10 protein-coding genes are annotated in these 13,577 nt (G+C 60.2%); 9 read left to right on the top strand and 1 reads right to left on the bottom strand.

The window, feature by feature from the left end:
* The gene (locus tag AC1MEE_RS19095) at positions 1-1,620 is read right to left on the bottom strand and encodes a methyl-accepting chemotaxis protein (protein ID WP_480411143.1); all 1,620 of its coding nucleotides are present in this window, start codon (positions 1,618-1,620) and stop codon (positions 1-3) included.
* 212 nt (positions 1,621-1,832) lie between these two features.
* Here AC1MEE_RS19095 and AC1MEE_RS19100 point away from each other — a divergent pair, with 212 nt between their 5' ends.
* The 9 genes from AC1MEE_RS19100 to AC1MEE_RS19140 all read left to right on the top strand — a co-directional run bounded on the left by AC1MEE_RS19100 (position 1,833) and on the right by AC1MEE_RS19140 (position 13,537).
* Positions 1,833-3,470: a diguanylate cyclase domain-containing protein gene (locus tag AC1MEE_RS19100; protein WP_480411144.1), complete on the top strand. Its 1,638-nt coding sequence runs from the start codon at positions 1,833-1,835 to the stop codon at positions 3,468-3,470.
* A gap of 123 nt (positions 3,471-3,593) precedes the next feature.
* The gene (locus tag AC1MEE_RS19105; RefSeq protein WP_480411145.1) at positions 3,594-4,508 is read left to right on the top strand and encodes a LysR family transcriptional regulator; all 915 of its coding nucleotides are present in this window, start codon (positions 3,594-3,596) and stop codon (positions 4,506-4,508) included.
* 152 nt (positions 4,509-4,660) lie between these two features.
* Positions 4,661-6,121, top strand: coding sequence for a gamma-aminobutyraldehyde dehydrogenase (locus tag AC1MEE_RS19110; protein WP_480411146.1), 1,461 nt, complete (start codon positions 4,661-4,663; stop codon positions 6,119-6,121).
* A gap of 163 nt (positions 6,122-6,284) precedes the next feature.
* Positions 6,285-7,436, top strand: coding sequence for a putative ABC transporter substrate-binding protein YdcS (ydcS, locus tag AC1MEE_RS19115; RefSeq protein WP_480411147.1), 1,152 nt, complete (start codon positions 6,285-6,287; stop codon positions 7,434-7,436).
* Positions 7,437-7,486: 50 nt separating this feature from the next.
* Positions 7,487-8,527 (top strand): ABC transporter ATP-binding protein, encoded by a 1,041-nt coding sequence (locus tag AC1MEE_RS19120; protein ID WP_480411148.1) that lies wholly within the window; start codon positions 7,487-7,489, stop codon positions 8,525-8,527.
* Position 8,528: 1 nt separating this feature from the next.
* Positions 8,529-9,479, top strand: a complete 951-nt coding sequence (locus AC1MEE_RS19125; RefSeq protein WP_480411149.1) for an ABC transporter permease — start codon at positions 8,529-8,531, stop codon at positions 9,477-9,479.
* A gap of 7 nt (positions 9,480-9,486) precedes the next feature.
* On the top strand, positions 9,487-10,296 hold the full coding sequence (locus AC1MEE_RS19130) for an ABC transporter permease (protein WP_480416274.1): 810 nt from the start codon (positions 9,487-9,489) through the stop codon (positions 10,294-10,296).
* 117 nt (positions 10,297-10,413) lie between these two features.
* A complete protein-coding gene (locus AC1MEE_RS19135; RefSeq protein ID WP_480411150.1) occupies positions 10,414-11,838 on the top strand; it encodes a gamma-aminobutyraldehyde dehydrogenase in 1,425 nt (474 codons plus the stop codon).
* Positions 11,839-12,058: 220 nt separating this feature from the next.
* Positions 12,059-13,537 carry an APC family permease gene (locus tag AC1MEE_RS19140; RefSeq protein WP_480411151.1) on the top strand — a complete coding sequence of 493 codons (1,479 nt, stop codon included), beginning with the start codon at positions 12,059-12,061 and terminating at the stop codon, positions 13,535-13,537.
* The last annotated feature ends 40 nt before the right edge of the window (positions 13,538-13,577 follow it).

Genomic DNA, 13,577 nt, shown 5'->3' on the forward strand with positions numbered 1-13,577 from the left:
TCAGACTTTGAAGCGCGAGACGCCGCTACGCAGCCCCACCGCCACCTGACTCAACTCATCGATAGCAAAGCTGGCCTGACGCAACGACTCCACGGTCTGGCTGCTGGCATCGCCCAACTGCACCAGCGCCTGATTGATCTGCTCGGCACCGGTGGCCTGCGCCTGCATGCCTTCGTTGACCATCAATACGCGTGGCGCCAGCGCCTGCACCTGATGAATGATCTGCGAAAGCTGTTCGCCGACCTGGGTCACTTCGAACATGCCACGGCGGACTTCTTCGGAGAACTTGTCCATGCCCATCACGCCTGCGGACACTGCTGACTGAATCTCACGGACCATTTGCTCGATGTCGTAAGTCGCCACAGCGGTCTGATCAGCCAAGCGGCGAACTTCGGTCGCCACCACCGCAAAACCACGCCCGTATTCGCCGGCTTTTTCCGCTTCGATGGCCGCGTTGAGCGACAACAGGTTGGTCTGGTCGGCCACCTTGACGATGGTCACCACCACTTGATTGATATTGCCAGCCTTCTCGTTGAGGATCGCCAGCTTGGCGTTGACCAGATTGGCCGCGCCCATCACCTGATTCATGGTTTCTTCCATTCGCGCCAGGCCTTGCTGGCCGGAACCGGCGAGGATAGACGCCTGATCTGCGGCGGTGGTGACCTCGATCATTGTCCGCACCAGATCACGGGATGTCGCAGCGATTTCCCGAGAGGTCGCACCGATTTCCGTGGTGGTGGCCGCTGTTTCAGTGGCTGTCGCCTGCTGTTGTTTGGAGGTCGCGGCAATCTCGGTCACCGAGGTGGTGACCTGCACCGACGAGCGCTGGGCCTGTGAAACCAGCCCGGTCAACTCAGTCATCATGTCGTTGAAGCCGGTCTGGACTGCGCCAAACTCGTCCTTGCGGTCCAGGTTCAGGCGTTTGCTCAAGTCACCGGTGCGCATGACGTCGAGAATCTCCACGATAAGTCGCATTGGCGCCATGATCGCGCGCATCAACAACAAACCGCAGCACGCAGCGGCAATCACCGCGAGCAGCAGGGAAATCCCCATGCTGATTTTCGCGGCGGTCACCGCGGCGACGATCGACGCGGTAGCCTGGTCGGCCATTGTCTTGTTTTCGGTGATCAACTTGGTGACCAGAACGCGACCTTCATTCCAGGCGGGAGACAGTTGCGTGCTGACCAGGGTGCGAGCGTGGACGAAATCATTGGTTTGAAAGAGGATGAGGACCTCACCCAGTATCTTCTGATAAGCCTGATGCGCCTTTTCGAATGCATCGAAACGGGCCTGATCTTCTGGATCGAAGATGGTCGCCCTGTAGTTGTCCTCCTCGCTTTTCAGGCGATCTTCGTAACCCTTGAACTGCTCCTCCTCAGCGGCCGTGAGCGGTCGACCTTCTTCGCTGAGCAATTGCAAAGTGGCCGTGTAACTGTCGACCCACACACCGCGGACCCTGCCACTGTAGTAAAGGCCGGGAAGGGAATCGGTGCGGACCTGTTCCTCGCTGGACTCAATCGAAAGCAGCCGGGAGTACGACACGACAACCATCAACAACATAATGGCGATGATCACAGCGAAACTCGCCAGAATCCGTTGATGCAACGTCCAATTCTTCACAGTCAGCCCTCAAGAGTTCAACATCGGCAGTATCCGCCGAGTTCAAGAAGTGGACCGACAGACGGTCCAAAGCCGGCTGAGTATAGCCCAGCCTCCTGCGCCAAATATGGATGTTTCCGACATACTTTCCGTAGTTTGCTAAGGTTTTATCAGAAGAAGCTGACAATATGTCGCCCCTCTCATGAACTGTTTTAATCTGCGGAAGTACCCACATGCGTACCCTGCCCAGTCTACGCAGTCGTTTTGCCATACTGATCGCGCTTCTGGTGAGTCTGCTCAGCTGGGGGTTCGGCACGCTGATCAGCCATGACTCAAGTACGCGGATGCGCAGCGAAATCGGTATGGATCTCGCTGAAATTTCCTACCAGATGATCGACCGACTGGATCGCGGCATAGCGAACCGAGCCAATATCCTCACCGTCCTCAGCCACTTGCAGGTGATGCACCAGCCTGATGACGTCGCTCAGGTACGCCAGCTTCTCAATCACCTGCAACAAGAGTTTCCGGACATTTCCTGGATTGGGCTTACCGACCTGAGGGGGCTGGTGAGGGCCTCCAGCAATGGCGTACTCGAAGGCGTCAGCATTGCCCAGCGCCCGGTTTTCCTGAACGGTCGCGAGCGCCTGTCGGTGGGCGATGTGCACGATGCCAAGTTACTGTCCACGCTGCTGCCCAACCCTGGCGGCGAAACCATGAAGTTCGTCGACATCAGCCTGCCGGTGGTCAATGCCGACAACGTACTGGTCGGTGTACTGGCCGCACACCTGTCCTGGACCTGGGCCGATGGCATACGCAAGGCCCTGCTCGATCCGACGCAACTGCGGCACAAGGTCGAATTCTTTGTCCTGGACTCCGACCATCGCGTAATACTTGGTCCAAACCAGATGCTGGGGCAACGGATGGAGCTGCCCTTACTGGACAAGCTCGCCACAGACCATCCGCAATGGGGCGTGCAGCGCTGGTCCGATGGCGAGGAATACTTGAGCGGACTTGCCCTGAGCCGGGGTTATGGCAAATATCCGGGACTCGGCTGGACGGTGGTCGCACGACAATCAGTGGAGGAGGCCTACGCCCCGGCGCGGCAGCTGCAACACGACATCCTTGCCTGGGGAATCGCGCTGGCATTGATTGCAGCACTCATCGGCTGGCTGCTCGCAACCTGGTTTACCCGGCCGTTGTGGCGCATCGCGCAGGCAGCCGACCACCTCAGCGCCGGTGAAATCATGGAAATCCCGGACATCAAGGGTACGCGGGAGATCGCCCAGCTGAGCCAGTCGATTCGTCATCTGGTGGTCAGCCTGAGTAATCAACAGACAGCGCTCGGAGTGATGGAAACCCTCGCCCACCATGACGCCCTCACCGGTCTGCCCAATCGTGCTGCACTGGAAAAATACCTGCCTCGGGCGCAGCAACGCAGTCAGAGTCTGGGCAGTTGTCTGGCGCTGTTGTATCTCGACCTGGACGGTTTCAAACCGATCAATGATGAGTTCGGTCACGTCGGTGGCGATGAACTGTTGCGCGAAGTCGCCGCGCGCTTGCGTGGTTGTCTGCGTGAGGGCGACATGGTGGCGCGTCTGGGTGGCGATGAGTTTCTGATGGTGTTGCAGGTGGCCCACAACGAGGCGGCGGCGCAGGCGCAGGTCATCGCCAACCGGGTACTCAAAGCCTTGGCCCAGCCGGTCACCCTGGACCATCGCCAGGCGCGGGTCGGTTGCAGCATCGGCGGCGCGCTATGGCCACTGGACAATCCCGACCTCGGCGAAGTCCTGGGGCTGGCGGATCAGGCGCTGTATCGCGCGAAACATGCGGGCAAGCAACAGGCGCATTTTCATGTGCACCCGCTGGATTGAGTGTCGCCTGATCGTATGCGTTCGCGAAGGGGCCTGTTCTGATTGCCCCCAGCCATCTATTAAAACGATATACACTCCAAAACATCGAAAAACCGGAAACGCGCCCGCAAGGACTGCACCCCCATGATGACGCTGCGCCAGATACGTCACTTCATTGCCGTCGCGGAAACCGGCTCAATCTCGGCAGCCGCGCAGGCGGTGTTCATTTCCCAATCCACGTTGACCCTGGCGATCCAGCAACTGGAGCAGGAAATTGGCGTCAACCTGTTCAACCGCCACGCCAAGGGCATGTCCCTGACTCACCAGGGTCACCAGTTCTTGCGTCAGGCGCACTTGATTCTGGCCACGGTGGACAACGCCAAACGCAGCCTGCAACAAAGCACTGACCAGGTGGCAGGCCAGTTGATTATCGGCGTGACCAGCCTGGTGGCCGGCTACTATCTGGCGGATTTGCTGACCCGCTTCCAGCGCGCCTACCCCAATGTCGCTATCCGCGTGATGGAAGACGAGCGCCCGTATATCGAGCATTTGCTGGTCAGCGGCGAGATCGATGTCGGGGTGTTGATCCTGTCCAACCTCGAAGACCGTCACGCCCTGCAAACCGAAGTGCTGACCCATTCGCCGCACCGACTGTGGCTGCCGGCCCAGCATCCCCTACTGGAACACGACAGCATCAATCTAGCGGACGTCGCCCGCGAGCCTTTGATTCAGCTCAATGTCGATGAAATGGACATGAACGCCCAACGCATGTGGGCACGCGCCGGGCTGCAACCGCACATCACCCTGCGCACGGCCTCGACCGAAGCAGTGCGAAGCCTGGTAGCAGCCGGACTTGGGGTTTCGATCCAGCCAGACATGACCTATCGCCCGTGGTCACTCGAAGGCGACATCATCGAAGCACGCCCGCTGGCCGACCTCAGCCAGACCCTGGACGTCGGCCTGGCCTGGCGTCGAGGCACGGCCAGACCCGCGCTGGTCGACCCTTTCCTGACCGTCGCACGCGAGCAACCGCACGCCGGACGCCGGCTATCTATTTAATCGAACGCTGCTTTCAGTATTTAGTATTTGTCGACCGCTTGCCCGCGCACTAGTCTCTGTGGCTATAGAGAAGGCCGGGCGCGCCACGGAGCATGCCTATGGACCCTGTGCCTAACAATAATGTGCCTACACATAAAAAGAGAACATCGAAAATGGCTGGCGCGCACCCGACCCCACTGTTCACGGCACTGTTGATCGACGGTGAATTGGTCGCAGGCCAGGGTTTCGTCGAGCCCATCATCAACCCGGCCACGGGTGAAGTGCTGACGCATATTGCCGAAGCCAGCACCGAACAAGTCGAAACAGCGATCCTCGCCGCTCACCGTGCTTTCGCCAGCTGGTCACGAACCACGCCGCAACAACGCTCGAACATTCTGCTGTCGATTGCCGACGCCATTGAAAAACAGGCCGACCTGCTCGCCCGTCTCGAATCGCTGAACTGCGGTAAGCCGCTGCATCTGGCGCGTCAGGATGACTTGAGCGCGACGGTCGATGTGTTCCGCTTTTTTGCCGGGGCCGTACGCTGCCAGACTGGTCAGCTGTCCGGTGAATACCTGCCCGGTTACACCAGCATGGTCCGGCGTGATCCGATCGGCGTGGTGGCGTCCATCGCGCCGTGGAATTACCCGATCATGATGGCTGCCTGGAAAATCGCTCCGGCGCTGGCGGCGGGCAACACGCTGGTGTTCAAACCTTCTGAGCACACCCCGCTGTCGATTCTCGCGTTGGCCCCGGCGTTGGCCGAGCTGTTACCGCGCGGTGTGATCAACATCGTCTGCGGTGGCGGTGAAGGCGTCGGCAGCCACTTGGTCAGCCACCCAAAAGTACGCATGGTGTCGCTCACCGGCGATATCGTCACCGGGCAGAAAATCCTTCAGGCCGCCGCCAAAACCCTCAAGCGCACGCATCTGGAATTGGGCGGCAAGGCCCCGGTGATTGTCTGCAACGACGCCGATATCCAGGCCGTGGTCGAAGGCGTGCGCACCTACGGCTATTACAACGCCGGGCAGGACTGCACCGCCGCGTGCCGGATTTACGCCCAGGCGGGGATTCATGACCGTCTGGTGGCCGAACTCGGCGCGGCGGTCAGCAGCCTGCGCTTTGCCGGCAAACGCGATGCCGACAATGAAATCGGCCCGCTGATCAGCACCCGCCAGCGTGATCGCGTCGCCAGTTTCGTCGAGCGCGCGTTGAGCCAGCCGCATATCGAGCGCATTACCGGCGCGGCGGTGCATTCCGGCGCGGGCTTCTTCTACCAACCCACCCTGCTCGCCGGTTGCAAACAGAGCGACGAGATCGTCCAGCGCGAAGTGTTCGGCCCGGTGGTGACCGTGACCCGCTTCGATCAGCTGGAACAGGCGGTGGACTGGGCCAACGACTCGGAATACGGCCTGGCGTCGTCAATCTGGACGCAGAACCTGGACAAGGCCATGCAGGTGGCCGCGCGCTTGCAATACGGATGCACCTGGATCAACAGCCATTTCATGCTGGTCAGCGAAATGCCCCATGGAGGCCTCAAGCGCTCGGGTTATGGCAAGGATTTGTCCAGCGACTCGTTACAGGATTACAGCGTGGTGCGCCACGTCATGGCGCGGCATGGCGCGCAGCTTTAAGCGTCAAGCTGCAAGCTTCAAGTAAAAGCAATAAGAATGGCTACACCCTGCAATCTTCAGACTACAAGTAATAGCAAGAGCTACGAACCTCTTGCCGCTTGAAGCTTGAAGCTTGCAGCTGCTCCCAAACTGCCCCGACCATAATTAAAGAAGAGGGAATCCCATGTCAGTGCTCAAGACCGTATTACTCAGCGCTGTAGTCACCGGTATGTTCACCAGCTGCGGTGTATCGGCAGCAGAAATGCTCAAAACCGTAGGTGCCGGCGAAGGCCAGCTCGATATTGTGGCGTGGCCGGGCTATATCGAACGGGGTGAAAGCGACAAGGCGTATGACTGGGTGACAGGCTTCGAGAAGGAGACCGGCTGCAAGGTCAGCGTCAAGACTGCTGCCACCTCCGATGAGATGGTCAGTCTGATGGCCAAGGGCGGTTATGACCTGGTCACGGCCTCCGGCGACGCCTCGCTGCGCCTGATCGGCGGCAAGCGTGTACAGCCGATCAATACCGCGCTGATCCCCAACTGGAAGAACATCGACCCACGTCTGGTGAACGGCCCATGGTACGTGGTCAACAAGCAAACCTACGGCACGCCTTACCAGTGGGGCCCGAACGTTCTGTTGTACAACACCAACGTGTTCAAGACGCCGCCCGTCAGCTGGAGCGTGGTTTTCGAAGCGCAGAACCTGCCAGATGGCAAACCCAACAAAGGCCGGGTACAAGCGTATGACGGCCCGATCTACATTGCCGACGCCGCGCTGTACCTGAAATCGACCAAGCCAGAACTGGGGATTCAGAACCCCTACGAACTCACCGAAACCCAGTACAAGGCCGTGCTCAACCTGCTGCGCGCACAGCAGCCGTTGATCCACCGCTATTGGCACGACGCCACGGTACAGATGAGTGACGTCAAGAACGAAGGCGTCGTGGCGTCAAGTTCGTGGGGCTACATGGTCAATGGCTTGCAGACTGACAAACAGCCAGTGGCCTCGACCATTCCCAAAGAGGGCGCCACCGGTTGGGCTGACACCACCATGCTCCACGCCGACGCCAAGCACCCGAACTGTGCCTACAAGTGGATGGATTGGTCACTGCAACCCAAGGTCCAGGGCGACGTAGCGGCCTGGTTCGGTTCGTTACCAGCGGTACCGGCAGCCTGCAAAGGCAGTGAACTGCTGGGCGCCGAAGGGTGCGCCACCAATGGCTTCGACCAGTTCGACAAGATCGCTTTCTGGAAAACCCCGCAAGCTGAAGGCGGCAAGTTCGTGCCATACAGCCGCTGGACCCAAGACTACATCGCGATCATGGGCGGGCGCTAAGTCCGCCTGAAGGTCCTGCGGACCTTATCGCCTTTTTGGAGCGACACACCATGACGCTTGCAGTCCAATTCACTCACGTTTCCCGTCAGTTCGGCGAAGTTAAGGCCGTTGACCGGGTTTCCATCGACATCCAGGACGGCGAGTTTTTTTCCATGCTGGGCCCTTCGGGCTCGGGCAAAACCACCTGTCTGCGTTTGATTGCCGGTTTCGAGCAGCCGAGCGCAGGTTCGATCCGCATTCACGGCGAAGAGGCCTCTGGCCTGCCGCCCTATGAACGTGATGTGAACACCGTGTTTCAGGATTACGCGCTGTTCCCGCACATGAACGTGCGGGACAACGTCGCCTATGGCCTGAAGGTCAAGGGTGTCGGCAAAACCGAACGCCTCAAGCGTGCCGAAGAAGCCTTGGCCATGGTCGCGCTGGATGGCTACGGCGAGCGCAAACCGGTGCAACTCTCCGGCGGCCAACGTCAACGCGTGGCCTTGGCTCGCGCCCTGGTCAATCGCCCCCGTGTGCTGTTGCTCGATGAGCCGCTGGGCGCCCTCGATTTGAAACTGCGCGAACAGATGCAGGGCGAGCTGAAGAAGCTGCAGCGCCAACTGGGCATCACTTTTATTTTCGTCACCCACGATCAGACCGAAGCGCTGTCCATGTCCGACCGCGTGGCGGTGTTCAACAAAGGCCGCATCGAACAGGTCGACACCCCGCGCAATCTGTACATGAAACCGGCCACCACCTTTGTCGCCGAATTCGTCGGCACTTCCAACGTGCTACGCGGCGAACTGGCCCTGCAATTGAGCGGCACCGCCCTGCCCTTTTCGATTCGCCCGGAACACATCCGTTTTGCGGAAGGCCAGGCGTCGAGTCATGAGATTCAGGTCAGCGGCCTGCTGCACGATATTCAGTATCAGGGCAGCGCCACCCGCTATGAACTCAAGCTCGACAACGGCCAGACCTTGAACATCAGTCAGGCCAACAACCAGTGGCTGGACACCACAGCGCAGCACCAGACCGGTCAGCGGATCACCGCGCGCTGGGCCCGTGAAGCGATGGTCACCCTGCACGAAACCGCTGTGAGCGGGGGCCTGTAACATGAGCCAGGCCATCAACCACCCGGCAACGCAACCCGGACAATCGCCCTTGCGGCGCTTCTCCAGCCTGCTCTATCGTCGACCAAATCTGTACCTGTCGCTGCTGCTGATCCCGCCGCTGCTGTGGTTCGGCGCAGTCTACCTCGGCTCGCTGCTGACCCTGTTGTGGCAGGGTTTCTACACCTTCGACGACTTCACCATGGCGGTCACCTCCGACCTGACCCTGGCCAACTTCGCGGCGCTGTTCAATCCGGCGAACTTCGACATCATCGCGCGCACCCTGGGCATGGCGGTCGCCGTGTCGATTGCCAGTGGCATCGTTGCCTTCCCTATCGCCTATTACATGGCGCGCTACACCGCGGGCAAGACCAAAGCGTTTTTCTACATTGCGGTGATGATGCCGATGTGGGCCAGTTACATCGTCAAGGCTTACGCCTGGACCCTGCTGCTGGCCAAGGGCGGCGTAGCGCAGTGGTTCGTTCAGCACCTGGGGCTTGAGCCGGTGTTGCAGTTGATCCTCGGCATTCCCGGCGTGGGCGGCAGTACCTTGTCGACCTCGCAGCTGGGGCGCTTCATGGTCTTCGTCTACATCTGGCTGCCGTTCATGATTCTGCCGATCCAGGCCTCGCTGGAACGTTTGCCGCCATCGCTGCTGCAAGCCTCTGCCGACCTCGGCGCCCGGCCACGACAGACCTTCATGCAAGTGATTCTGCCGCTGACGGTGCCAGGGATTGCCGCCGGTTCGATCTTCACCTTCTCCCTGACCCTGGGTGATTTCATCGTGCCACAACTGATCGGCCCGCCCGGCTACTTCATCGGCAGCATGGTCTACGCCCAGCAAGGCGCTATCGGCAACATGCCCATGGCAGCGGCCTTCACCCTCGTGCCCATCGTACTCATCGCTATTTACCTGTCCATCGTCAAACGTCTGGGGGCCTTCGATGCGCTTTAAACCTTCGATAGGTGGGGAAAAAGCCTCCCTTGGCTTGAAGTTGGCCGCATGGGGCGGGCTGGTGTTCTTGCACTTCCCGATCTTCATCATCTTCATGTACGCCTTCAACACCGAAGACGCCGCCTTCAGCTTTCCGCCCCGGGGCTTCACCCTGAAGTGGTTCAGCGTGGCCTTCTCGCGACCCGACGTTCTGGAGTCGATCAAGCTCTCGCTGGAGATCGCCTGCATCGCCACCTTGATCGCCATGGTCCTCGGCACACTGGCATCGGCCGCGCTGTACCGCCGAGACTTCTTTGGCAAGGACGGTATCTCGCTGATGCTGATTCTGCCCATCGCCCTGCCAGGGATCATCACCGGTATCGCCCTGCTCTCGGCCTTCAAGACACTCGGAATCGAACCGGGGATGTTCACCATCATCGTCGGCCACGCGACCTTCTGTGTGGTGATCGTCTACAACAACGTCATCGCCCGCTTGCGCCGCACCTCCCACAGCCTGATCGAAGCCTCGATGGACCTGGGCGCCGACGGTTGGCAGACCTTTCGCTACATCATCATGCCCAACCTCGGCTCGGCCCTGTTGGCGGGCGGGATGCTGGCGTTCGCCCTGTCGTTCGACGAAATCATCGTCACCACCTTTACCGCCGGCCACGAACGCACCTTGCCGATCTGGCTGCTCAACCAGCTCAGCCGCCCACGCGATGTGCCGGTGACCAACGTCGTCGCCATGCTGGTGATGCTGGTGACCATGCTGCCGATCCTCGGCGCCTATTACCTGACCCGCGGCGGCGAAAGCGTGGCCGGCAGTGGCGGCAAATAGAGAACACGAACAATCCCATGTAGGAGCTGCCGAAGGCTGCGATAAGGCCGGAACGGCCTTCGGCGGCTCCTACAGTTTTTTGCGCGACGACAATAATCGCTTGAAGAGGAGTCAACCATGCAAACCAAACTGTTGATCAATGGCCAATTGGTCGTCGGCGAAGGCCCCAGCCAGCCTGTCTTCAACCCAGCCTTGGGTCGGGTGTTGATCGAAATCAACGAAGCCAGCGAAGCCCAGGTCGATGCCGCCGTGCGCGCCGCCGATGCCGCCTTTGAAGGCTGGTCACAGACCTCACCTAAAGATCGCTCGTTGCTTCTGCTCAAACTGGCCGACGCCATTGAAGCCCACGGCGAAGAGCTGGCCAAACTGGAGTCGGACAACTGCGGCAAACCCTACAGCGCCGCGCTGAACGATGAAATTCCGGCGATTGCCGATGTGTTCCGTTTCTTCGCCGGCGCCAGCCGTTGCATGAGTGGTTCGGCGGGCGGTGAATACCTGCCGGGGCATACGTCGATGATCCGTCGCGACCCGGTGGGCGTGGTGGCTTCTATCGCACCGTGGAACTACCCGTTGATGATGGTCGCCTGGAAAATCGCGCCAGCGCTGGCGGCCGGTAATACCGTGGTGCTCAAGCCTTCCGAGCAAACCCCGCTGACCGCGTTGCGCCTGGTGGAACTGGCGGCCGATATCTTCCCGGCCGGCGTACTCAACCTGGTGTTCGGTCGCGGGCAGACCGTGGGCAATCCGCTGGTGACCCACCCGAAAGTGCGCATGGTCTCGCTGACCGGCTCCATCGCTACTGGCTCGCACATCATTTCCAGCACCGCCGACAGCGTCAAACGCATGCACATGGAACTGGGCGGCAAGGCGCCGGTGATCATTTTCGACGACGCCGATATCGACGCCGCCGTTCAGGGTATTCGCACCTTCGGCTTCTACAACGCCGGCCAGGATTGCACCGCCGCGTGCCGGGTCTACGCGCAGAAAGGCATCTACGAAAAGTTCGTCACCAAACTGGGTGAAGCGGTCAGCAGCATCAAATACGGTTTGCAGGGCGATCCGGAAACCGAGCTGGGCCCACTGATCACCGCACAGCACCGCGACCGGGTGGCGGGCTTCGTCGAGCGCGCCCTCGCCCAATCGCACATCCGCCTGATCACCGGTGGCAAGGTGGTTGAAGGCAACGGCTTCTTCTTCGAACCGACGGTAATTGCCGACGCCCAACAGGACGACGAAATCGTCCGTCGCGAAGTGTTCGGACCGGTGGTCTCGGTCACGCAGTTCGACGATGAAGCGCAAGTACTGGCCTGGGCCAACGATTCGGATTACGGCCTGGCCTCGTCGGTCTGGACTCAAGACGTAGGCCGCGCCCATCGGCTGGCGGCGCGTTTGCAGTACGGCTGCACCTGGGTCAACACCCATTTCATGCTGGTCAGCGAAATGCCCCATGGTGGGCAGAAGCTTTCCGGTTATGGCAAAGACCTGTCCATGTACGGCCTGGAGGATTACACCACCGTGCGCCATGTGATGTTTAAGCACTGAGAGCGCTTCACGCTCTATCGCAGCCTTCGGCAGCTCCTACATGGATCGCGTTTCAACTGTAGGAGCTGCCGAAGGCTGCGATAAGGTCGGTACGACCTTCAATGATTCACCCGTTTCACCCGCAATCGAGATCAAAACAATAACGACCGAATCGGGTTGCGCATCAGTGCGCAGCTCAGGATTCGAACATCCAAAATCTGCCGATTTCCTGGAGAAACACATGAGCGTTACATCCCTATCACCGGCCGCGGACAGCGATGCCGAACAACTCCGCAAGTTGGGATACACCTCCAACTTCAACCGCACCATGAGCCTGTGGGAAAACTTCGCCCTGGGCTTCACTTACCTGTCGCCCGTAGTAGGCGTCTACACCCTGTTCGGCCTGTGCCTGGCAGCGGGCGGCCCACCGATGTTCTGGGCTTACCTGCTAGTGGGCATCGGGCAATTGTTGGTGTGCCTGATCTTCGGTGAAGTGGTTTCGCAGTTCCCGATTTCCGGCGGCGTGTACCCGTGGGCCCGCCGTTTGGTGGGCAAGAAATGGGCATGGATGGTGGGCTGGATCTACGCCATCGCCCTGTGCGTAACCATCGCCGCCGTCGCCGTGGGTGCCGGGCCGTACCTGGCCGCCATGCTCGGTTTCGAACCCAGCAACAACACCAATATCGTGATTGCGCTGGTGCTGACGTTGTTCGCCACCCTGGTCAACCTCAGTGGCACCAAAGTGCTGGCGCGCATCGCCATGTTCGGCTTTCTCTGCGAACTGATCGGTGCGGTGATCGTGGGCCTTTACCTGCTGATCTTCGAACGTCATCAGCCGATCAGCGTGCTGTTCAATACCTTCGACATCCGCATCGACGGCTCGTACCTGCCAGCGTTCCTCACCGCGTCACTGGCGGGGATGTTCCTGTACTACGGCTTCGAGGCCTGCGGTGACGTCGCAGAAGAAACCCCAAACCCGAGCAAGATGATCCCGCGTGCCATGCGCATGACCATCTACATCGGCGGTATCGCAGCGATGTTCGCCTGCCTGGCACTGATCCTCTCGGTACCGGACATGAACGCCGTGATCAACGGCACCGACAAAGACCCGGTCACCACCATCCTCAACAACGCCTTCGGCGTCACGGGCTCGAAAGTGGTGATGGCCGTGGTCATGGTGTCGTTCATCTCCTGCGTGATCAGCCTGCAAGCCGCCGCCAGCCGCCTGCTCTACGCCTACGCACGGGACCAAATGATCATCGGCAGCAACGCGCTCAAACGCCTGTCGCCCAACACCCAAGTACCCGTCACTGCACTGTTGGTGTCCGGTGTACTGCCCGCGTTGATCATCTGTCTGGGCTTCGTGTTGCAGGATGCGGTCGCGACCATCGTCAGCTTCGCCGCCATCGGCATTTACCTGGCATTCCAGATGATCGTCCTCGCCGCCCTCTACGCCCGCGCTCGCGGCTGGAAGCCAAACGGCCAATTCAGCCTGGGCAAATGGGGCCTGCCGATCAACATCGGCGCGCTGGTCTACGGCGTGCTGGCCATCATCAACATGGCCTGGCCCCGTACCCCGGATGCGGCCTGGTACATCAACTACGCCATGGTCCTGACCACCGCTATCGTCATCGGCCTGGGGTTGATCTACATGTGGCTTGGTAAGCCGTATGACCACGGGACCGCGCCGGCTGGGGATGCGTGGAAGGTTGGGAAGTAAGTTTCAATCTGGATCGTGCCCACGCTCTGCGTGGGCACGC

This window comes from Pseudomonas sp. ASL3 (assembly GCF_056680425.1).

Bases quoted from the DNA above. Each gene is read 5' to 3' on its own strand.
- AC1MEE_RS19100 (WP_480411144.1), top strand. From the start codon at position 1,833: ATGCGTACCCTGCCCAGTCTACGCAGTCGTTTTGCCATACTGATCGCG.
- AC1MEE_RS19105 (WP_480411145.1), top strand. From the start codon at position 3,594: ATGATGACGCTGCGCCAGATACGTCACTTCATTGCCGTCGCGGAAACC.
- AC1MEE_RS19110 (WP_480411146.1), top strand. From the start codon at position 4,661: ATGGCTGGCGCGCACCCGACCCCACTGTTCACGGCACTGTTGATCGAC.
- ydcS (WP_480411147.1), top strand. From the start codon at position 6,285: ATGTCAGTGCTCAAGACCGTATTACTCAGCGCTGTAGTCACCGGTATG.
- AC1MEE_RS19120 (WP_480411148.1), top strand. From the start codon at position 7,487: ATGACGCTTGCAGTCCAATTCACTCACGTTTCCCGTCAGTTCGGCGAA.
- AC1MEE_RS19125 (WP_480411149.1), top strand. From the start codon at position 8,529: ATGAGCCAGGCCATCAACCACCCGGCAACGCAACCCGGACAATCGCCC.
- AC1MEE_RS19135 (WP_480411150.1), top strand. From the start codon at position 10,414: ATGCAAACCAAACTGTTGATCAATGGCCAATTGGTCGTCGGCGAAGGC.
- AC1MEE_RS19140 (WP_480411151.1), top strand. From the start codon at position 12,059: ATGAGCGTTACATCCCTATCACCGGCCGCGGACAGCGATGCCGAACAA.